Here is a 20823-nt window from a genome sequence, read left to right as displayed (position 1 = left end):
CATAGGAGAAGACCATGTCCGCAGACGACCGCCGGCGGGTGCTGCTGATCGACCGGATCGGCTACAGCCACTACCGTCGCCACGACGGCTCGCCGTTCATGCCCGCCGACCGGTTCGCGGTGACGGTCCTGACCGACCGCGCCAAGGTCGGCGAGGTGTCCGGCGCCGAGATCGACGCGGTGATCGGCATCGACCTCGACGACGTGCCGCTCATGCTCGAGGCCGGGGAGATGGTGCACCGGCACCGCCCCCTGGACCTCGTCGTCGCCATCTCCGAGCGGCTGCTGCTGCCCGCCGCCCGGCTCCGCGACCGGCTCGGGATCCCCGGGCTGAGCGAGGAGCGCACCCTGCTGGTCCGCAACAAGCTGCGGATGAAGGAGCACGTGGGCGGGCTCGGCGTCAGGGTGCCGCGGCACGAGCCCTTCAGCCCCGAGGCGGTCGCCAGGCTGCTCGAACGGCACGGCCGGGTGGTGCTCAAGCCGACGGAGGGGATGGCGTCGACCGGCGTGTTCGTCCTCGACCGGATCGAGCAGCTGCGGCCGGTGCTGGACGCGAACCCCGGCCTCGATCGGGCGAACTACGAGGTCGAAGAGTTCATCGATGGTAATCTCCACCACGTGGACAGCGTCGTGCGGGACGGCGAGCCCGTCGTCGCCACGGTGTCCAGGACGGTCGATCCGACCACGAGCTACCACGACGCGGCGCCCTGCCGGGACCACAACATCGGGCCCGGGCCGGAGCGGGAGGCGCTGCTGGCGTTCAACGCCGCGGTGCTGAAGTGTTTCCCGTGGTTCAGCGGGGTCACCCACCACGAGATGTTCCTCGACCGCACCGGCGAGGTGGTGTTCTGCGAGATCGCGGGCCGCCCGGGCGGCGGCGGCATCATCCCCGGCTTCCGGCACCAGACGGGCGTCGACCTCGACGAGGCCGCCGTCATGGCGCAGCTGGGCGACGCCCTGCCGGTCCCGGCGAAAGACCCGGCGGCGGACCCGGTGCCGCTGATCGGTTACGTGATGGTCTACCAGCCCGGCGGCGTGCTGGAGGCGACCCCCGCGGCGCCGGATGTGCCGTGGCTGGTCGATCTGGCGTACCTGCGGCGCCCGGGCGACGTGCTGCCGCGGCCGACCCGGTGGAGCGACGCCGTCGCCGCCGTCACGGTGGAGGGCGCCACCGAGTCGGAGGTCCTCGACCGCCTCGACCACATGGTGCGGCACGTCCGAGGCACCGCCTGACAAGAGCAAAGACAAGCCGCGAAGACGAGCAGCGAAGACGAGCAGCGAAGGAGCTGGCATGGGCAAGGCTCGACCCGGCCGCGCGGACCGGCGGCTCAGCCGCCCCGCGTGGTGGTTCGTCGGCGGGTACGGGCTGTCGGCGATCGGCACCGGGCTCTGCTACCCCTTCCTGGCGATCTACCTGCACCAGTTCCAGGGGCTGCCGGCGGGCGAGACGGCGGTGCTGCTGCTCGTGCTCGCCGGCGCCGCGGTGCCGATGTCCGTGTACGGCGGTGCGCTCGTCGACCGGCGCTCGCCCAGGGCGGTCGCCGTCGGCGCGCTGCTGGTGCAGACGGCGGGGTGGCTGCTGCTGGCGGCCGGGCGCGGCTACGCCGCCCAGCTGGCGGCGCTGCTCGTCATCGGCGTCGGCACCGGGCTGTTCCTGCCGGCCGTGGTCCCGATCATCGCCAGGCTCAGCGGCAGCGAGGAGGTCAAGGTCCGCACGATGTCGATGCGGTACCTGCTGCTCAACGTCGGCCTGGGCGTCGGCGGCGGGCTCGGCGGCCTGCTGCTGGGTGGCGCGACCGACGCCACCTACCGGTGGCTGTTCGCCGCCGACGGCGTCAGCTGCGCGCTGTACGCCGTGGTGATCGCCGTGTTCGTCCCGCTGCCGGAGGACGCCGACGCGGTCGGGTCCCAGCGGAAGACCCTGGCGCGGTTCCGGCCCGGGCGCAGCTATGTGCTGCTGCTGGTCGCGCAGCTGCTGCTGGTGACGTTCGGGATGGCGCAGCTGGAGAGCGGCGTGCCGCTCGCCGTGCGCACCGACCTGGGCGGCTCCACGACGCTGGTCGGCGCGCTGTACGCCGTCGGCACGTTCGTCGTGCTGGCCGGGCAGCTGCCGGTGTCCCGCTGGGTGGAGCGGGTGCACAAGACCCGCGCGCTGATCGCGATGAGCCTCGCGTGGGCCGGCGCGTGGCTGCTCGGCTACGCCGCGGGCGCCGTGAGCGGCGGGGCGAGGACCACGCTGCTCGTCGTCATGATGGTCACGTTCGCGCTCGGCGAGTGCGCCTACAGCCCGGCGTTCTACACGCTCGTGGAGCGGCTGGCACCCCCCGGCACCCTGGGCCGGGCCACCGGCGCCGCGTGGGCGACGTTCCAGGTCGGCAACACGATCGGGCCGCCGGTCGCGGTGTACCTGCTCAGCACGCCCGTCCCGTTCTGGCTGGTGCTCGCGGTCGCGGCGACGGCCGCCGCGGGGCTGGTGTTCGCCGTGGACCGGCGGATGCACACGCCGGCGGAGCCGGAGCGGGCGCTGAGCACGGTCGCCGGGTAACGCTGGACATCGATCCGTGGGGTAACTAGCGTGATGGGTATGACTCCTTACGTCGCCGACCCCGGTGCGTGGCAGGAAAGCTGGGACCTGCAGCAGTCCGCGTTCATGCCGGACCGGGAGCACCGCATCGCCGCGATGATCGACGCCGTGGAAGCGGTCACCGAGGATCCGCCCCGGGTGCTGGACCTGGCCGGCGGCACGGGATCGATCGCGCTCCGCGTGCTGCGCCGCCTGCCCGGCGCCCAGGTCACCCTGCTCGACGTCGATCCCGTGCTGCTGTGCATCGCCCGGGCGTCACTGCGCGACCGGGCCCAGATCGTGACCGCCGACCTGCGCGACCCGGCCTGGACCGGCGCCCTGCCGCACGCCGGATACGACGCCGTGCTCGCCGCGACGGCCCTGCACTGGCTGCCGGCCGAGCGGCTGCGCGTGCTGTACGCCGAGCTGCGGACCGTCCTGCGCCCCGGCGGCCTGCTCGTCAACGCCGACCACATGCCGGACCCGCAGCTGCCCGGCCTCACCAAGCAGCTGGTCGCCTCCGCCGACGCGCGGCGGGACGCCAGGTACGCCGCCGGCGCCGCGCCGACCTGGTCCGCGTGGTGGGACCTCGCCGCCGCCGACCCGGTGCTCGGCCCGCTGACGGCGGACCGGGCCGTCATCCACCCCAAGGGCGCGAGCGCGGAGTTCCTGCCGCCGGTCAGCTGGCACCTCGACGCCCTGCGCGACGCCGGTTTCACCGAGTCGGGCACGCTGTGGCGCGGCGGACCTGACGCGGCGGTCGCTGCCGTACGGTAGCCGCGTGGTTGATCTCGTGGGCCGGCTGCAGGTCGGCTTCCACTGGCGGCGTGCGCCGTACTCGGACGTGGCCTGGGCGGACGTGACGGAGTGGTGGCGGGACCCGGTGGTGCTGCGGGACCTGCCCGCCGCCGTCGCGGGGCTCGTGCCCGGGGCGCCGACGCTGGTCGCCGGGCCCGTCTCGCGGGGCAGCCTGCTCGGCGCGCTCGTCGCGGCGCACCTCGGCGTCGGGCTCGTCGAGGTGCGCAAGAACGACCGCGCGGCGTCCGGCCCCGATCCGGGCTTCGTACGCAGAGCGCTGCCCGGTTCGTACCATGGCGGCGGCGGTGTCATGAGCTTCCGCCGCGGCCTGGTCCGGCCGGGCGACCGGGTGCTCTGCGTGGACGACTGGGTGGAGAGCGGCACGCAGGCCGAGGCGACCCGGGACATGGTGCTCGAGGTCGGTGCGGATTTCGTCGGTACCGCGTGCGTCGTCGACGACATCGCCGACACCCCGGAGGGCGACGCGTTACGGACGGCGCTCGGCCTGCGCGCCCTGCTCCGCGCTCACGACCTCTGAGGCAGGAACGCGGCCCGGACGCGCAGCAGCCAGTCCTCGGCGACCCGCTCGTCCGGCGACGCCGGCAGCACGCCGGGCGTCGCGTCGAACTTCGCCTCGTAGTCGGCGAGCATCGTGCGCGCGGCGTCCACGTCACCGCCCGCGACCCGCTCCCCGAAGTCGAGGAACCGCTGCGGCTCCTCCAGCCGGATGTGGATCACGCCGGTCGTGTACGCGGTGTACCCCTGCCAGCACAGCCGCAGCAGGTGCCGGGCGTGCTTCGCGGTCCGGTGCCGCGTCTCGGACGAGAACGACCCGTCGCCGCGCGACTCCAGCTTCCGGAACTGCTGCGTCGCGTAGCCGAGGTACGCGTCCCGGATCCGCTTCGACGACAGGAACGACGCCCGGATCGCGATCAGCTCGTCCCCGAGCGGCGTGCGCGTCTCGTACAGCTCCTCCGGCAGCCACATGAGCTCCGACACCGTCGGGTTGCCGCCGAGCGCGAGGCCGCAGTACTTGCGGGCCTCGTGCAGCGTCACGTCAGGATGCGCCGACACCACCGACTCGACCGGCTGGTGCAGCCCGTGAAACGCCACCGTCGGCGCCGCGAACACCCCGAGCCGGTCCACATCGGACCCCGGCCCCGCCAGCCCGTACGCGGTCGAGCCCACGATCCCCGCCAGCAGCACATTCTCCGGTGTCATGCCCTCCAGTGTCCCGGACGTGTCACCCGGGTTTCGCGGGTCCCCGCGCCGCGGCCCGCTCAGTCCCGGGCCGCGATCCACGAGACGGCGGCCAGCAGCCAGGCCTGTCCGGGGCCGCTGCTCATGTGCTGGACGGCGGCGTACGCCTCGCTGAGCGCCCGCTGGGCCGGCACGTCGTCACCGTCCAGGCGCCTGAGCAACGCGGTGCACGTCAGCGTCAGCGCCCGCAGGAACGGATCCTCGTCGAGCGCGACGGACGCGCCGTGGCCAGGGGCGCGGGCGGCAACGCCTTCCAGCAAGGCCACCACGCCGAGCAGCCACGCCTTGAGCCAGTCGTCGGGGTCGTCGGCGCGAGTGAGGTCCGCCAGGTCGGTGAAGAGCCTGCCCGCCGACCGGCCGTCGCCCGCCTGGGTGCCGACCCAGGACGCGACAGCCCTGCAGATGGTCCTCAGGCCCTCGTCCTCGACTGCGGGGACGGCTGCTCGACGTCCGCCAGCATCGCGAGGGCCCGCCTGTTCTCGCCGGACCTGACGAGCAGCCAGGCCGGTGCGATCCGGCCAACCGAACGCTGGGCCGGACCCGCGAACGCATCCGTCGCGGCGACGACGGCAGCGTTGGAGCGCGCGACCGCCTCGCCGTCGGCGCGGCGCGTGGCTACGGCGGCAATGAGCAGCGTGGCGAACCTGTCCCACGTGTCCAGCTGCTCGGCCGCCTCGGCGGCCCAGGTGAGCATCGCGTCGGCGGCGCCGTCATCGCCGGAGGCCCGCATCGCCCACGCGGTGGCGGCCCAGGCGATCGGTTCGAGATCGGACTCGTCATCGTTGACTGCGGCCTCGGCGGCGGCCGCAACGGTGTCGAGCCGTTGCCGGTCACCGAGGCACACGGCGAGCCAGGCCGCCGCCGCGTGCACGAACGGCCGCCATTCCGGTTCGAGCTCCGCGGCGGCCTCGGCATGATCCAGCGCCCTCAGGCCCTGCAACCGCAGGCCGGCGTGGTCGGTGAGGTCGGCGCCGGTGAGGCGGGTCAGGAAGCCGGCGAGTGCCTCCCGGTCCAGCGGCCGGGGCCGTCGCGCCGGTCCGCCGGCCAGCACGGCCGCCAGCCAGGCGAGCCCGAGATGCTGCATCGTGCGGGACCACGGGTCCTTGTCGTACCTGTTGATGACTTCGAACAGGTCGTCGAAGAGCTCCAGTCCACTCATGGACCGTCCAGTGCGAACGCCGGCAAGGTCGACGACCAGGCTCGCCAACGGCAGGTCGCCGGGTTTGTGGATCGCCTCGAAGTTCCGGTGCGCCTCGTCCAGGAGTGGCGCCGACCGGCCGGCGGAGCCGAGACCCCCGGCCAGCCAGCGCAGCGCCCCGTGGACCATCGGCCACCAGGACGGACCGTGAGGCGGCGCCGGGTCCGAGGACCCGGCATGAGCGGGCCACGCGAGGGCGGCCAGCGCGATGGTGCGGTCGCGCGGGTCGGTGCAGACGATCCGGACCGCGGCGGCGAGGTCACCCGGCACCCGGGTGGCTCGCCGGGCGTCGCCGCAGCGGGCGCCGGTCCAGTTCACCAGCGCCGCGACGAGGGCGTGCGACAGCGGGTCGGCGATGTCGGCGGCGGTGGCGCCGGCGCGGTCGAGCAGGGTCCGTGCCAGGGTCGTGTCGCCCGCGTGATGTGTCGCCCACGCCGCGGCGGCGAGTGCGCAGGCCTGGTCCCGCGGATGCTCCGTGAGCGACCCGGCGAGCGACACCGCCGCGGCCGCCGGCAGCCCCGGGTCCAGCGCCACCCAGCCGGTGGCCTGGACGGTGGCGTCGCCGGCCGGACCGGTCACGGTCACCGTTGCGTCGACGGGGCCCGGCCGGTCCCCGCTCAGCCGCAGGTGCAGCGTGTCGCCGACGATGCGGGCCCGGATCGCCGGCGGTGCGAGCACCGTCGAGGCGTGGGCGGGCGGGCCGCCCTTGAGCTGCACCTGCGTCACGGGCGCCGAGCTGGCACCGGCGATGCCGAGGTCGGCGGTCGACTGCGAGAGCTGGACCGCCGTCGCGGCGAGCGCGTCCTGGGCGGCGAGGGAGACCTTGCGGCTGTCGTCGTGGGCGAGGCGCGCCAGCGTGGCCCGGGCGGCGGCGGCCTGCGGGAGGTCGGTCCCCTCGGCGATGTCCCGCAGCTCGAGGACCGCGGCCAGCCGGACGCCGGCGGCGCCGTGGTCCAGCAGGTCGCGGATGTGCTCGGGCAGCGTGCCGGGGCGGATCCGGCGCCGGGTGCTGTGCGTGACGTAGATCTTGCCGCGGCTGCCGGAGTGCCACCGGTTGGGATGCTGGTCGGGGTGAGCGGCGACCACCCGCCGCTCGACGAACACGTAGAGCTCGTCGAGGTCGATGGGACCGTCCTGGTCGAGGTCGGCCGCGCCGGTGCGGATGCCGTCGATCAGCGCCCGGGTGAACAGCGACGACGGCAGGCTCACCGGCGCGACCAGGTTGCCTCGCTCGTAGGCGAACTCGGTGACGCCGGCCGCGGTGACCACGACGTGCCCCCGCCCGCCGGAGAGGTCGGGCGCCGCGAAGCTCGACTCACCCGCTGGCCGTTCCTCCAGCGGTGACGGTTATCCGGGGGCGGCCGGTCAGGCGCCGAGGGCGGGGGCGGGCTGCCACCGCCAGCGGGGGGCGCAGTCGGGGTCGTTGGCGGCGAGGACGGCGCGGAGGACGCCGTCGGGGTCGCAGCTGTAGAGGCCCGAGCTCCAGACGTTGTTGACCTCGAGGACGGCGAAGTCGCCGGCGTCGGTGCGGCCGACGTCGATGACGGCGGTCGGGGGCACGTCGCCGTCGGGGAGGGCGGCGAGCATCAGGGCGACGAACGTGGCGGCCTCGTCGTGCCAGGAGGCGCGGTGGTGGCGCAGCGTCGGGCTCCACTCCTCGCCCTCCACGACGTACGGCGACCAGGCGACCGGCTCGCGGCCGATGGTGAAGACGCGGTACTCGGAGGCGAGGTCCAGCCAGTGGTCCATGATGATGAGCGTGCTGTCGGCGGGCAGGCGGGCGGTGCGCAGGCGGTTGCGCAGGTCGTCGGCGTCGCGGACCCAGGCGGCGGAGAAGGCGGGGTGCTTCTCGTCGGCCAGCTTCGCCACCGCGGGGCGGGGGCCGACGAGGTCGGGGGCCTCGCCGACGGTGACCAGGCTGACGTCGCGGCCGGTGACGTCGCGGGGGAGGCCGGCGAACCAGCTCGGGTTGGCGCCGTGCAGGCGGATGTCGACGCCGCCGGCGATGAGGGTGGTCAGGTAGCCGCCGGCCGCCCGCCACGCCACGCCGTCGGCGGAGCGCAGGCCGGTCACCTCGGCGGGGTCGCCGGGGAGCTGGGCGACGGGCAGGCCGATCCGGCGCGCGGCATGGGTCATCGCGGCACTCGCCTCAGGCGAGCGCACACGCATGGCCAACGTCCGGAACTGCCGCACCCGTACATCCTGCCAGCGAGGCCCATCAGTGTCGCTGCCGGTCGGCGACCCGGGCCGAGATCGGCATATCCGCAGTACGCGCCGCCATCACAGTGACACGTTGGGGGACATCGGGGCCGATCGAGCCAGACAGACGGTACAAATCGGGCATTGTTCGTTGTATGGCAACGGACCTGCTGTCCCGGCTGCGCCGGCTGGCTCCCACCGCGCCGCAGGAGCGTCCCGTCGTGCCGCCGATCGTGCGGCGCGCGCGGGCCCGTCGGCGGCGGCGTCTCGCGGCGACCCTGACCCTGGTGGTCGTGGTGCCGGTGGTGACGGCGGTCAGCACGTACGCGAAGGACGTCGACCGCGGCGTGCACGTCCTCGGCGTCGACCTCGGCGGCCACTCCCGCGGCGAGGCGGTGCGGCTGCTGCGCGACACCCTCCGGCAGCGGGTCACCGCCCCGGTCGCGGTCCGCGTCGGCACGGCCGGCGCCACCGTCGACCCGGCCGCCGTCGGGCTGGTGCTGGACGTGGAGGCGACCGTCGACCGCGCCGTCGCCGCGACGCCCGGCCCGTTCGCGTGGCTGCACGGCGGGATCAGCGTCGCCCCGGTCGTCCGCGCCGACGCGACCCGGCTCTACGAGGCGCTGATGGCGCACCTCGGCACCCAGGGCGACGCCCCGGTCCTGCCCGCGGTCCGCTTCGACAAGCAGCAGCCCGTCGCCGTGTACCCGGTCAGCGGCCGCGGCATCGACCGGCACAAGGTCGGCGCGATCATGGAGGCCGGCTGGCTGCGCCGCGGCACCGTCGACTTCCCGGTCGTGGACCTCGTGCCGCGCAGCACCAAGGCCGACGTCGACCGCCTGCTCGGCGAGCTGGCGACGCCCGCCGTCGCCGCGCCGCTGGTCGTGGCCACGCCCCGGGGTGAGGTCACCGTCCCGGCGACGGCCATCGCGGCGGCGCTGAAGCTGGAGTCCGACGCCGACGGGCTCGTCCAGCCGTCGCTGGACGTGGCCGCCCTGCGCAAGGCGGTGCCGGCCTTCGGCAAGGTCGAGGTCGCCGCGACCGACGCCACGTTCACCGTCGAGCGGGGCCGGCCGGTCGTGCGCCCGCAGGTCGACGGCCAGCAGGCCGACCTGGTGGCGGCGAGCCCGGCGATCCTGGCGGTCCTGCGTACGTCGGCGACACCGCGACGGGTCGAGGTGGGGCTCGCGGCCAAGCCGGCCGCCGTGACCGCGGCGCAGCTGGGCGCGCTCGGCGTCAAGGAGCAGCTGTCGACCTTCACCACGAAGTTCGTCGCCGGGCAGCCCCGCGTCGTCAACATCCGCACCATGGCCGAGGCCCTGCGCGGCGCGGTCGTCCTGCCGGACCAGACGTTCTCCCTCAACGGCCACGTCGGCCAGCGCACCCACGCCAAGGGCTACGTCGACGCCCCCGGCATCGAGGACGGGAAGATCAAGAACTCGCCGGGCGGTGGCGTGTCGCAGGTCGCGACCACCCTGTTCAACGCGGTCTTCTACGCCGGCCTGCAGGACGTGGAGCACCGCCCGCACACGTACTGGTTCGACCGCTACCCGTCGGTGATCGAGGCGACCGTGGTGTTCCCGTCGCTGGACCTGCGCTTCCGCAACGACTCCCCGACCGGGGTGCTCATCGACACCGCCACCACCGACACGTCGGTCACGGTCACCCTGTACGGCACGAAGCGCTACGACATCGCCCTCGAGTACGGCCCGCGGACGAAGGTGGTCCAGCCGCCCACGACGTACCTCCGCGAAACCGACTGCAATCCCACCGACGGCCTGCCGGGCTTCACCCAGGAGGCGTGGCGCGTGTTCAAGCAGGGCGGCAAGGAGCTGCGCCGGGAACGCTTCTCCTGGCGCTACGACCCGGAGCCGCACTTCATCTGCGGCACCGCCCCGGTCGCACCCGCGGGCTGACCCGCCGGTCAGTCAGGCAGGACGGCCGTGACGGCGGCCAGAGCGGCGGCGGACTGGCGGCGGCCGGCCTGGGCGGCGGTGGCGCGCTTCGCGGGGTCCAGGACGTTGCGGCCGATGGCGGTCCGCGCGTCGGCGTCGAGGGTGACCACGGCGGAGCGGACGGCGGGGCCGAGCGCGGCGAGCTCGGTGGCGACCCGGCCGGAGCGGCGCAGCGACGTGGTCGTCGGGGCGAGGACGACCACGCGGTCGTACCCGCGGGCGAGGTGGGCGTTGGCCGCCGAGCGCGAGCCGCCGTCCATGTAATGGCGGCCGGCGATGGTGACGGTCGGCCAGACGACCGGCACGGCGCAGCTGGCCGTCACTGCGGAGACGAGGTCGACGCCGCTGTCGCGGTCGAAGACGACCTCCTCGCCGGTCTCGGCGTCGACGGCCGTGATGAGGAGCCGGGGGCTGTCCGGCCAGTCGTGGCTGGGGAGCCGTCCGGCGATCACGTCCCTGCGGCTCTGTTCGGACACGGTGTCGGCGGTACGGGCGGCGTGCCCCAGCCGTCGCAGGGCCTGCCGGTCGTCGCCGGGGCGCAGGCCGGCCGACGCGTAGCGGAGCATGGTCCCGACGCCGAAGTGGGCGGCGATCTCACCCGTGGCGGGGGCGAGCTGGCGCTCGTACAGCTCCTCGAGCGGCTTGCCGCTGGTGATCTGGGCGCCGGCGACGGAGCCAGCGGAGGTGCCCACGACCAGGTCCGCCTCGGTGAGGTCGACGCCGGCGGCGGCCAGCCCGGCGATCATCCCGATCTCCCAGGCGACGCCCGTGACGCCGCCCCCGCCCAGCACGAGCGCAAATTTGGAGTCATCGACCATCCGCCAACTGTAAGGTCCCCCAGATGCGTGAGCTCGTCGTGCTGGGGACCAGCAGCCAGGTGCCGACCAAGGCCAGGAACCACAACGGGTACTTCCTGCGCTGGGACGAGGAGGGCATCCTGTTCGATCCCGGTGACGGGACCCAGCGGCAGATGACGAGCGTGGGGGTGGCGGCGAGCGACATCACCCGCATCTGCGTCACGCACTTCCACGGCGATCACTGCCTCGGCCTGCCGGGGGTGATCCAGCGGATCTCCCTGGACAACGCGGCCCGCCCGGTGGAGGCGTACTTCCCGGCGAGCGGCCAGGTGTACTTCGACCGCCTGCGGCATGCGTCCGCTTTCTACGACGTTGCTACGATAAATCCGGTCAAAGTGGATAAAGGCGGGCAAATCGCCAATGGGAAAGGCTGGGTGCTGGAAGCGCGGCAGCTGGACCACGGGATCGAGACCTACGGCTACCGGCTCGTCGAGGCGGACGGCCGGCGGATGCTGCCCGACCTGCTCGAGCGGCACGGCGTGCGGGGGCCCGCGGTCGGGGCGCTCCAGCGCGACGGCAGCGTGACGGTCGACGGCCGGGCGGTGGCCGTCGAGGACGTCAGCGTGCCGCGACCAGGTCAGCGCTTCGCGTTCGTCATGGACACCCGCCTGTGCGACGGCGTGTACGCGCTGGCCGACGGTGCCGACCTGCTGGTGATCGAGTCGACGTACCTGGACGCCGACGCCGGTCTGGCCGCGGCGCACGGGCACCTGACGGCTGGTCAGGCGGCCCGGGTCGCGGCCGAGTGCGGGGTGCGCACGCTCGTGCTAACCCATTTCTCGCAGCGGTACGACGACCCGACACGCTTCGCCGAGGAAGCGGCGAGCGTGTTCGGAGGTGAGGTCGTGGTGGCGGAGGACCTGACCCGGATTCGGGTGCCGGCCCGCCGCCCCTGAACGACCAGGGACCTCACCGGGATCAGTCGCACTCGCGGCAGACCGGAGCGCCGTTCTTCTCGCGGGACAGCTGGCTGCGGTGGTGCACGAGGAAGCAGCTGGAGCAGCGGAACTCGTCCAGCCGCATCGGCACGACCGGCACGGTGAGCTCCTCGTCGGGAAGCTCCGCCCCGGGCAGCTCGAAGCCGGTGTCGCTGTCGTCGACGTCGACGGACGGCGACTGGGCGTTGGCCCGCCGGGCGGTGAGCTCCTCGAGGCTGTCCTCGGCGAGGTCCGTGCCGACGGGGTGGCGTGGCGCGTCGTAGTCGGTGCTGATGGCCATGGCGTTCACCCTCTCTTGGTGACTGTGGTTGTGTAACGAACGCCGCCGGCCTCGGATGTGTTCCCCGACCGACATGAATGAATAATGCCGGGACCAAATCGGTCCACTGTGGACATATCAACAGCGTTGGCGCCCACGAGGCTACCTCGGCCGGCTGGCCGTTCGTGGAGTTTTCGGATTCTGGTTTCCGACTGTCGCGGCGGCAACCGCGCGGCCGGACAGCCAGGCCGCCTCGACCCGTGGCCGGCCGAACCCGTCGCCGGCCAGGAACACGCCATCCACCTGCGCAAACGCGGACTCCGAGGGCCGGGTGGGGCGGGCCGCCGGCCAGCGCCGAGCGGCCACGGAGACCGCGGCGTCGGGCAGCTCCAGCAACTCCCTCACGGCCGCCTCAACGTCCGCGACGGCCGATTCGATGGCGAATGCCGGTGTGGTGTGCGCCACCAGTACCGGAGCCCCGTCGCCGCGGCGGGACCCGTCGTCGCACACCGTGGTGAGGACGGGGTGATCGTTGACGAACGCGCCGGTCAGCGGCTTCCAGCAGCGGCGGCGGTAGCGCAGCGCGACGGCCAGGGACGGCTGCCAGTCCTGGGCCTCGGCGAGCGGCGCGGCGGCCGGCAGGAGCAGGGCCGCCTGCGGCGCCGGCATCGCCAGGACGACCGTGCCGCCGAGAACTGTCAGGTCTTTGACAGCGGCCCCACAGGTGACGTTAAGCCCGGCGGCGAGATCCGCGGCGAGCGAGGCCAGCCCGCCGGGGGCGGCCCACCGCACCGGCGCCGGCCGTGGGGAGGCGGGCGGCGTGCCGTACACCGTGAAATCCCCGGGCCAAGGGTGCACCAGACGGGCGCGATGCCATCGCGAGACCACCGCCGCGAATCCGGGGTCGGACACCGTGAAGTAGGCGGCGCCGAGGTCGACCGGCCGCCCGTCGACGACGTCGCCGCCGAGCCGCCCGCCGGGGGCCGCGGCGCGCTCCAGGACGCGGACCGCGACGCCCGCGTCGTGCAGCGCCCGGGCGCACGCCAGCCCGGCCACGCCCGCCCCGATCACGACGACCGTCATCCGCTTAGTCTCTCAGGATGCAGCTTCCACAGCGGGCCCGCGTCGTCGTGATCGGCGGTGGGGTGATCGGCACGTCGGTCGCCTACCACCTGGCGAAGGAGGGCGTCACCGACGTGCTGCTGCTGGAGCGCGACCGGCTGACCGCCGGGACCACCTGGCACGCCGCCGGGTTGATGGTGACCTTCGGGTCGCTGTCGGAGACCTCGACGCGGATGCGGCAGTACACCCGCGACCTGTACGCGTCGCTCGAGGCGGAGACCGGCCTGTCCACCGGGCTGCGGCAGTGCGGGTTCATCGAGCTCGCCACCGACGCCGGCCGCCTGGAGGAGTACCGGCGGGTGGCCGCGTTCAACCGGCACCTCGGCGTCGACGTGCACGAGATCTCGCCGAAGGAGGTCCTCGACCTGTTCCCGCTGGCGCGGGTCGACGACGTCCTCGCGGGCTTCTACGTCGCCGAGGACGGCCGCGCCAACCCCGTCGACGTCACCATGTCCCTGGCGAAGGGCGCCCGGCAGCGCGGCGTGAAGATTCTCGAAGGCGTCCCGGTGACCGGCGTGCTGCGCAAGCGGGACACCGTGACCGGCGTGCGGACGGCGTACGGCGACATCGAGGCCGAGGTCGTCGTCAACTGCGCCGGGATGTGGGCGCGGCAGCTCGGCGAGGAGGCCGGCGTCAGCGTCCCGCTGCAGGCCGCCGAGCACTACTACCTCATCACCGAGCCGATCGACGGCGTCCACGCCGGCCTGCCCGTGCTGGAGGACCCCGGCGCCTACGGGTACTTCCGCGAAGAGGGCAGCGGGCTCATGATCGGCCTGTTCGAGGGCGAGGCGGCGCCGTGGAGCGTCGAGCGGGTGCCGGACGACTTCTCCTTCGGCACGCTGCCGCCGGACTGGGACCGGATGGCGCCCTACCTGGAGGCGGCGATGGCCCGCATCCCGGTGACCGCGACCGCCGGCGTCCGCACGTTCTTCTGCGGGCCGGAGAGCTTCACCCCCGACCTGGCGCCGATCTTCGGCGAGTCCCCGGAGCTGCGCGGGTACTTCGTCGCGGCCGGACTCAACTCGATCGGCATCCTCACCGGCGGCGGGATCGGCCGCGCCCTGGCGCACTGGATCGCCGCCGGCGAGCCGGATGTCGACGTGACCGGCATGCACATCGACCGGCTGCAGCCGTACCAGCGCAACCTGCGGTACCGCTCGGAGCGCACCGTCGAGGCGCTGGGCACGGTGTACAAGACGCACTACCCCGACAAGGCGATGCGGTCGGCCCGGGGTGCCCGCCGCTCCCCGCTGCACGACCGGCTCGCCGGGCTGTCGCCGCACCTGCGCGACGTCTCCGGCTGGGAGATGCCCGACGTGTACGGCGTCACCTCGGAACCCGAGCCGTCCTGGTCCCGCCCGGCGTGGTTCCCGCAGTGGGCGGCCGAGCACCGGGCGGTGCGCGAGGGGGTGGCGCTCATGGACATGTCGTTCATGGCGAAGTTCCTCGTCCAGGGCCCCGACGCCGGCGCCGTCCTGGAGCGGCTGTCGGCGAACCGGGTCACCGGCAGCGGCCTCGTCACCTACACCCAGTGGCTCAACGAGGGCGGCACGATCGAGGCCGACCTCACCGTCACCGAGCTGGCCGAGGACCGCTTCTGGGTGGTCGCCTCCGACACCGCCCACCGGCACGTCCTGACCCGCCTGCGGCGCCACGGCGCGGTCGTCACCGACGTCACCTCCGGGTGGGCCCAGCTCAACGTGCAGGGCCCGCGGTCGCGTGACCTGCTGGCGGCCGTCAGCGACACGGACGTGACGATGCCCTTCCGCGGCGCCCGCGAGCTGGAGATCGGCTACGCCCGCGTGCTGTGCCTGCGCATCACGTACGTCGGCGAGCTCGGCTACGAGCTCTACATCCCCACCGAGCAGGCCGTGCACGTCTACGACCGGCTCGTCGCGGCCGGTCGGGAGCTCGGCGTCCGGCACGCGGGCCTCAAGGCGCTGGCCAGCCTCCGGCTGGAGAAGGGCTACCGCGACTACGGCCACGACATCGACAACACCGACGACCCGCTGTCGGCCGGCCTCGGCTTCGCGGTCGCCTTCGACAAGCCGTCGTTCATCGGCCGCGACGCGCTGTTCGCCGTGCGCGACGCGGGGCCGCTGTCGCGCCGCCTGGTGCAGATCCTCGTGACCGACCCGTCCGCGCTGCTCTTCCACGGCGAGGTGGTCCGCCGTGACGGCCGGGACGTCGGCTACGTGCGCGCCGCCTCCTACGGCCACACCCTCGGCGGCGCCGTCGGCCTCGCGTTCCTCGACGCGGGCACCTCGCCGCTCGACCAGGCCTGGCTGGACGCCGCCCCGCTGACCGTGGTGGTCGCGGACCGCGAGTACCCCCTCAAGGCGTCGCTGCGGCCGCTGTACGACCCGGCGAGCGCCCGCGTCCGCGCCTGATCACGGCGTGGCGAAGGCCTCGACGGCGCCCGACGTGTGCAGGCGGCGGATGCGGGTGGTCAGGGCCGGCGCCCAGCGCATCGGCCAGCCGACCCCGTCGGCGTACGCGCGGCCGTGATGCGGGGCGGCGTGCCACGGCGGCTTGCGGGCGTTGACGACCCCGTCGACGTCCAGGAGCCAGACATACGCCACACCACCCAGTATGGGTCATCTGGTATATATCGATGACTGGCGATGTCATCTAGCCTGAGCGGCATGGTCAGACGCAGATTCGCCACCGTGCTGCTCGCCATTGCGGCGCTGGTCGGCGTCCAGTTGGTCGGCGCGGTCCCCGCGCACGCGGCCACCCGTACCCTCTACTACGACGCGAGCCAGGCGCAGGAGTTCGTGGCCGTGGTCAACCAGGCGGCCACCCTCTGGAACGGCAAGGTCAGCAACGTCCGGCTGGTCCCGGTCACCGCCGGCCGGACGCCCAACATCCGGGTCTACGCCGACAACGGCTGGCCCCGCACGTATTCGACGAGCCTCGGCAACGGGCGCTGGTACATGGGGCGTGAGGCGGTCAACGACGGCTACTACCAGCTGCGGATCGCCACGCACGAGTTCGGGCACATCCTGGGTCTGCCGGACCGCAGGACCGGGCTGTGCTCGGACCTCATGTCGGGCAGCAGCGCGCCGGTGTCCTGCACCAACGCCAACCCGAGCGCGGCCGAGGCGGCGCAGGTCCAGCGCAACTTCGCCGCGGGAGTGACCGCCGAAGTCCAGGAAGTCCTCTTCGTGGGCTGAACGATTGAAGATCGAGAGCCTAGGATGTGCCTGGGCTCTCGATCTTTTACCGCGGAGGCGTGCGTGCTGGCGAGGTTCCTGCAGGTCTGGCTCGGCGCGTGGCCTGCACCGGACCAGGGGATCACGGTCGTCGGGCACCCGGCGCGGGACAAGCCCCGCTGGGACGGCGCCGAGCAGCTCATGCTCGGGGTGACCGACGCCGGCGGCCGTGGGGTGCTGTCCGTGCCGCCCGCGCACCGCGACGAGGTCGCCGCGCTGCTGGCGCGGATGCCCCTCGACGACGTCCTGGCGCGGCTGCCGGGGCTGCTGGGGCGCCCGGAGCAGGTGTGCTTCACCGGGGTGTTCCGCTGGTCGCAGACGCCGGCCGAGCTGCCCGGCGCGGGGGAGTGGGAGCCGGCGGACGGCCCGGGCATCCCCGACTGGCTGCGGCCGTTCCCGGGCGAGGTGCTCATCGCCCGCGACGCCGGCGGCGCCTACCTGGCCGGGGTCGGGCTGAAGCCGCACGACGTCTCCGGCGTCGAGATCTCCGTCGGCACCGACGAGCGGGCCCGCGGGCAGGGTCTGGCCCGGCGGCTCGTCGCCAAGGCCGCCCGGCGGATCGTGGCGGGCGGCGCGGTCGCGACCTACCTGCACGACCCGGCGAACACGGCCAGCGCCCACGTCGCCGACGCCGCCGGCTTCCCGGACCACGGCTGGAAGATCCACGCCATGGCCGGGGCGGCCTGAAGCGGAACATTTCCGCGGCAAAGGGGTCAGTGTCGCGCCGCCGGAGTCGATGAGTGCGGTATGTTCCCCCCTTCCGGCGCAGTGCACGTCGGACGTCAGCCGATCTTCGACCGGCACGGCGACGTCCACGGCTACGAGTTGCTCTTCCGCGGCGACGCCGGGGCGGTGGCGGCCGACGAGCGCGGCGCGTACGCCACCAGCCGCGTCCTCATCACCGCGTTCACCGAGATCGGGATCGAGCCCCTGTGCGGGCGCGGGCTGTGCTTCGTCAACCTCACCCGCGAGTTCCTCGTCGGCGACCTGCCGCTGCCGTTCGACCACGAGCAGGTCGTCCTGGAGATCCTCGAGACCGTCACGATCGACGACGTCGTGGTGGAGGCCGTCGGGAAGCTCGTCGCGCAGGGGTACCGCATCGCCCTGGACGACTACGTGTTCGGGCTGGGCCACGAGCCGCTGCTCGAACTGGCCGCGTACGTGAAGATCGACGTGCTCGAGACACCCCCGGCCGAGCTCGTCGCGACCGTGGAGCGCTGCCGCAAGTACCCAGGCCTCACCCTCGTCGCGGAGCGCCTGGAGACGCAGGAGCAGCTGGAGCACACCAGGGCGCTCGGGTTCGACCTCTTCCAGGGGTACGTGCTGGGCCGCCCGCAGGTCGTCTCCACCACCGCGCTGTCGCCGTCGCGGCTGGCCCGGGTCGAGCTGCTCAGCCTCCTCGTCGGCCCCGGCATCCCGCTGAACCGGGTCGTCGGCCTCGTCACCAGCGACCCGGCGCTCAGCCTGCGGCTCATGGCGGCCGCGAACGCCGACGCGCTCGGCCTGCCGGTGAAGGTGTCCTCCGTCCACGAGGCGGTGCTGCTGCTCGGCGTCGACCGGCTCCGCGACTGGGCCACGCTGATGCTGGTCAGCGACCTCGACGACCCCGGCGCGTCGCAGCTGAGCGGCGCGATCACCCGGGCCCGCATGTGCCAGAACATCGCCGAGCGGATGGGAGTGCCGCCGGAGCCCGCGTTCACCGTCGGCCTCGTCTCCGCCGTCGCCGAGCTGCTCGGCCAGCGCGCCGCCGAGCTGGCGCTGCGCCTGTCGCTCAGCCACGAGGTGACCGAGGCCCTGGTCGAGGGGGTCGGGCCGCTCGGGGAGCTGCTGTCGCTCGTCGCCGCGTACGAGGCGTCCGACCTGCCGATGCTGCTGGCCGCGCCGGTGCCGGTGGAGGAGACCGCCCTGGCCTACCTGGACGCCGTCGCGTACACCGGCCACATCATCGCGCCCAGGACCCGCCCGGCGACGCCGTAAAACACGCAACCGGCGACGCGACCTGCCGATAGGCGGACGTGGACAGCACGCGACCCGTACACATCGGCCGGCAGGCGCTCTACGACAGGCACGGTCACGTCGCCGCCTACGAGCTGCTGTTCCGCGACGGCCCGGAGGCGATGCACGCCTCGGTCCGCGACAGCGCCGCGACGAGCCGGGTGATCGTGGAGGCGTTCACCGCGTTCGGCATCACCGAGCTCGTCGGCGACCGGCGCTGCTTCATCAACCTGACCCGCGAGTTCATCGTGGGGGAGCTGCCGCTGCCGTTCCCGCCGGGATCGGTCGGGCTGGAGCTGATGGCGGACGTCGCCGTCGACGACGAGGTGCTCGACGGCGTCGGGCGGCTCGTCGAGCAGGGCCACCGCATCGCGGTCGACGACTTCGCCGGCGACGCGTCCCGGGCCAGGCTGCTGCCGTTCGCGCACTACGTGAAGGTCAACATGCTCGCCGGGGACCGGGCCGCGATCGGCGCGATCGCCGGGCAGTGCCGCCGGTTCCCGCGGATCCGGCTCGTCGCCCAGCGGGTCGAGACGCAGGAGCTGCTCGACCTGGCGCGCAAGCTGCAGTTCCAGCTCTTCCAGGGCCACGTGCTCAGCCGGCCGCACCTCATCACCACGCACACGCTGAGCCCGTCGCGGCTGGCCCGCATGCGGCTGCTCGCGGACCTCGCCGCCGACGAGGTCGACCTCGACCGGGCCGTGGAGACGATCGAACGCGACCCGGCGCTCGCCGTCCGCGTCCTGCGCGGCGTCAACGCCGCCTCCAACGGCCTGCCGCAGCCGGTCTCCTCGATCTTCCAGGCCGTGGTCATGCTGGGCATCCCGCAGGTGCGCCAGTGGGCGACGCTGATGATGGTCGCCGACTTCGCCGACGGCGACGAGGCGCAGCTCACCGACGCCGTCCTGCGGGCCCGCATGTGCCAGACGGTCGCCGAGCGGCGCGGCGCACCCGGCCCGGCGGCGTTCACTGTCGGCCTCCTGTCGGCGATCGGCGACCTGCTCGGCCGCCCCGCCAGCGAGCTCACCGACCAGCTGCCGCTCACCGAGGACGTCGCGGAGGCCGTCGTGCACGGCCGGGGGCAGCTGGGCGCGGTGCTCACGGCGGTCCGCACGTACCAGCGGGACGCCGCGACCGCCGTGGTCCCGGACCTGGCCGAGGACATGCTGTCGGCGCTGCGCTGGACGAACGCGTCGCTGGCCGAGCCGGAGAGCGAGGACGCCGCCGCGCGCTGAGGCTGACCCGGGGCTGACCCGAGGTGCGTGCACGTCAGCGCGGTGAGAAGATCATCTGCGATGAGGCGGCTGCATGCGTTGGACTGGATCGGGATCGGGCTGTTCGCCGCCGGTGGGGTCGCGGTCGCGGCCGGCCTGCTGCCGGCGGCCGAGGCGGAGGCGACGGTGCGGCGGATCGCGCCGCTGCTGGCGTTCCTCGGTGCGGTGATCGTCCTGGCGGAGCTGACGGCGCAGGCCGAGGTGTTCGACGTGCTCGCCGACCGCCTCGCCACGCTCGCCCGCGGGCGGACCGTCGCGCTCTTCGGCGTCTGCGTCGGGTTCGCGGCGCTGACCACCGTCACCCTCAACCTCGACACGACCGCCGTGCTGCTCACGCCGGTCATGCTGGCCCTCGCCCGGCGCCTCGGCCTGCCGCCGCTGCCGCTCGCCGTGACCACCGTGTGGCTGGCCAACACGGCGAGCCTCCTGCTGCCCGTGTCCAACCTGACGAACCTGCTCGCCGCCGGACGGGTTGGGCTGGGGCCCGTCGCGTTCGCGGGACGGATGTGGCTGCCGCAACTGGCGGCGATCGGTGTCACCGCGTTGGCGTTGTGGCTCGCGTACTGGCGGCGCACGCCCCGACGGTTCGCGCCGCCTCCGGCGCACCGCCCCCGGGACCCCGTGCTGTTCCGGGTCGCGCTCGGCGCGTGCCTGGTGTTCGTCGCGGGCGTGCTGCTCGCGGTGCCCCTGTGGCTGGCGTCCGGGGCCGCCGCGGTCGTGGTCGCCGGCGCGTTCGCGCTGCGGGACCGCGCGGCGCTGCGGCCGGGCCTGCTCCCGTGGCGGCTGCTGGTCTTCGTGACGGGGATGTTCCTGGTCGTCGAGACGCTCGGCGCGCACGGCCTGGACCGGTTCGCGGCCACCCTCATCGGCGACCAGGGCGGCGCCGCCGGGGCGTTCCGGTCCGCCGCCACCGGGATGGGCCTCGCCAACGTCGTGAACAACCTTCCCGCGTACATCGCCGGAGAACGCGGCATCGAGGCGGGACACCGCACGCAGCTGCTGGCGCTGCTCATCGGCGTCAACGTCGGGCCGCTCGCCGTGCCGTGGGCGTCCCTGGCGACGCTGCTGTGGTGGGAGCGCTGCCGTGCGGCCGGCCTGCGGGTGCCGCCGCTGCGGTTCCTGCTGACCGGGGCGGCCGTCGCGGTCGCGGGCACGGGCCTCGCCACCGCGGCCCTATTGGTGTGATTGTGC

The 20823-nt window shown here is 73.8% G+C and carries 20 protein-coding genes; 12 read left to right on the top strand and 8 right to left on the bottom strand.

What is annotated here, in order from left to right; translation table 11 throughout:
* Positions 1 to 14: 14 nt before the first annotated feature.
* From AB0J72_RS27455 to AB0J72_RS27440, 4 genes are read left to right on the top strand one after another with little or no spacing between them, the layout of a single operon-like run.
* The gene (locus tag AB0J72_RS27455) at positions 15 to 1232 is read left to right on the top strand and encodes an ATP-grasp domain-containing protein (protein ID WP_363403429.1); all 1218 of its coding nucleotides are present in this window, start codon (positions 15 to 17) and stop codon (positions 1230 to 1232) included.
* 58 nt (positions 1233 to 1290) lie between these two features.
* Positions 1291 to 2544, top strand: a complete 1254-nt coding sequence (locus AB0J72_RS27450; RefSeq protein ID WP_363403427.1) for an MFS transporter — start codon at positions 1291 to 1293, stop codon at positions 2542 to 2544.
* A 39-nt stretch (positions 2545 to 2583) separates the two neighbouring features.
* A complete protein-coding gene (locus AB0J72_RS27445) occupies positions 2584 to 3339 on the top strand; it encodes a class I SAM-dependent methyltransferase (RefSeq protein ID WP_363403425.1) in 756 nt (251 codons plus the stop codon).
* A 4-nt stretch (positions 3340 to 3343) separates the two neighbouring features.
* On the top strand, positions 3344 to 3898 hold the full coding sequence (locus tag AB0J72_RS27440) for a phosphoribosyltransferase family protein (RefSeq protein WP_363403423.1): 555 nt from the start codon (positions 3344 to 3346) through the stop codon (positions 3896 to 3898).
* Here the strand turns inward: AB0J72_RS27440 and AB0J72_RS27435 are convergent.
* The 4 genes from AB0J72_RS27435 to AB0J72_RS27420 all read right to left on the bottom strand — a co-directional run bounded on the left by AB0J72_RS27435 (position 3886) and on the right by AB0J72_RS27420 (position 7954).
* Positions 3886 to 4581, bottom strand: coding sequence for a nucleotidyltransferase domain-containing protein (locus AB0J72_RS27435; RefSeq protein WP_363403421.1), 696 nt, complete (start codon positions 4579 to 4581; stop codon positions 3886 to 3888). The two genes, AB0J72_RS27440 and AB0J72_RS27435, sit on opposite strands and share 13 nt — an antisense overlap.
* 59 nt (positions 4582 to 4640) lie before the next feature.
* Positions 4641 to 4889: a hypothetical protein gene (locus tag AB0J72_RS27430; protein ID WP_363403419.1), complete on the bottom strand. Its 249-nt coding sequence runs from the start codon at positions 4887 to 4889 to the stop codon at positions 4641 to 4643.
* A gap of 140 nt (positions 4890 to 5029) precedes the next feature.
* Entirely contained in the window at positions 5030 to 7087 is a 2058-nt protein-coding gene (locus tag AB0J72_RS27425) for a hypothetical protein (RefSeq protein ID WP_363403417.1), read from the bottom strand.
* Between the two features lie 96 nt (positions 7088 to 7183).
* A complete protein-coding gene (locus AB0J72_RS27420; protein ID WP_363403415.1) occupies positions 7184 to 7954 on the bottom strand; it encodes an ATP-grasp domain-containing protein in 771 nt (256 codons plus the stop codon).
* Positions 7955 to 8172: 218 nt separating this feature from the next.
* Here AB0J72_RS27420 and AB0J72_RS27415 point away from each other — a divergent pair, with 218 nt between their 5' ends.
* The gene (locus tag AB0J72_RS27415) at positions 8173 to 9933 is read left to right on the top strand and encodes a VanW family protein (protein WP_363403413.1); all 1761 of its coding nucleotides are present in this window, start codon (positions 8173 to 8175) and stop codon (positions 9931 to 9933) included.
* An 8-nt stretch (positions 9934 to 9941) separates the two neighbouring features.
* Here AB0J72_RS27415 and AB0J72_RS27410 read toward each other — a convergent pair whose 3' ends face one another.
* A complete protein-coding gene (locus AB0J72_RS27410; RefSeq protein ID WP_363403411.1) occupies positions 9942 to 10790 on the bottom strand; it encodes a patatin-like phospholipase family protein in 849 nt (282 codons plus the stop codon).
* A gap of 23 nt (positions 10791 to 10813) precedes the next feature.
* On the opposite strand from AB0J72_RS27410, the gene AB0J72_RS27405 reads away from it, so the two are divergent.
* Entirely contained in the window at positions 10814 to 11725 is a 912-nt protein-coding gene (locus tag AB0J72_RS27405; protein WP_363403409.1) for a ribonuclease Z, read from the top strand.
* A 22-nt stretch (positions 11726 to 11747) separates the two neighbouring features.
* On the opposite strand, the gene AB0J72_RS27400 is transcribed toward AB0J72_RS27405, so the two are convergent.
* Both AB0J72_RS27400 and AB0J72_RS27395 read right to left on the bottom strand, forming a co-directional pair.
* The gene (locus AB0J72_RS27400; protein WP_344500656.1) at positions 11748 to 12041 is read right to left on the bottom strand and encodes a DUF4193 domain-containing protein; all 294 of its coding nucleotides are present in this window, start codon (positions 12039 to 12041) and stop codon (positions 11748 to 11750) included.
* A gap of 147 nt (positions 12042 to 12188) precedes the next feature.
* Positions 12189 to 13109, bottom strand: a complete 921-nt coding sequence (locus AB0J72_RS27395) for an FAD-dependent oxidoreductase (RefSeq protein ID WP_363403407.1) — start codon at positions 13107 to 13109, stop codon at positions 12189 to 12191.
* A gap of 17 nt (positions 13110 to 13126) precedes the next feature.
* Here AB0J72_RS27395 and AB0J72_RS27390 point away from each other — a divergent pair, with 17 nt between their 5' ends.
* Entirely contained in the window at positions 13127 to 15538 is a 2412-nt protein-coding gene (locus tag AB0J72_RS27390; protein ID WP_363403404.1) for an FAD-dependent oxidoreductase, read from the top strand.
* On the opposite strand, the gene AB0J72_RS27385 is transcribed toward AB0J72_RS27390, so the two are convergent.
* Positions 15539 to 15730, bottom strand: coding sequence for a hypothetical protein (locus tag AB0J72_RS27385; protein WP_363403402.1), 192 nt, complete (start codon positions 15728 to 15730; stop codon positions 15539 to 15541).
* Positions 15731 to 15793: 63 nt separating this feature from the next.
* On the opposite strand from AB0J72_RS27385, the gene AB0J72_RS27380 reads away from it, so the two are divergent.
* The 5 genes from AB0J72_RS27380 (at position 15794) to AB0J72_RS27360 (ending at position 20817) form a co-directional block, all read left to right on the top strand.
* The gene (locus tag AB0J72_RS27380) at positions 15794 to 16324 is read left to right on the top strand and encodes a snapalysin family zinc-dependent metalloprotease (protein ID WP_363403400.1); all 531 of its coding nucleotides are present in this window, start codon (positions 15794 to 15796) and stop codon (positions 16322 to 16324) included.
* Between the two features lie 63 nt (positions 16325 to 16387).
* Positions 16388 to 17050 (top strand): GNAT family N-acetyltransferase, encoded by a 663-nt coding sequence (locus AB0J72_RS27375; RefSeq protein ID WP_363403398.1) that lies wholly within the window; start codon positions 16388 to 16390, stop codon positions 17048 to 17050.
* Between the two features lie 60 nt (positions 17051 to 17110).
* On the top strand, positions 17111 to 18340 hold the full coding sequence (locus tag AB0J72_RS27370; RefSeq protein WP_363403396.1) for an HDOD domain-containing protein: 1230 nt from the start codon (positions 17111 to 17113) through the stop codon (positions 18338 to 18340).
* 38 nt (positions 18341 to 18378) lie between these two features.
* Positions 18379 to 19593: an HDOD domain-containing protein gene (locus tag AB0J72_RS27365; RefSeq protein WP_363403394.1), complete on the top strand. Its 1215-nt coding sequence runs from the start codon at positions 18379 to 18381 to the stop codon at positions 19591 to 19593.
* A gap of 60 nt (positions 19594 to 19653) precedes the next feature.
* On the top strand, positions 19654 to 20817 hold the full coding sequence (locus AB0J72_RS27360; RefSeq protein ID WP_363403392.1) for an SLC13 family permease: 1164 nt from the start codon (positions 19654 to 19656) through the stop codon (positions 20815 to 20817).
* The last annotated feature ends 6 nt before the right edge of the window (positions 20818 to 20823 follow it).

This window comes from Dactylosporangium sp. NPDC049742, assembly GCF_040674675.1.
Classification (GTDB): Bacteria; Actinomycetota; Actinomycetes; order Mycobacteriales; family Micromonosporaceae; genus Dactylosporangium; species Dactylosporangium maewongense.
The sequence above is the reverse complement of the archived record's forward strand: the minus strand, read 5'-3'. Positions and strand labels throughout refer to the sequence as shown.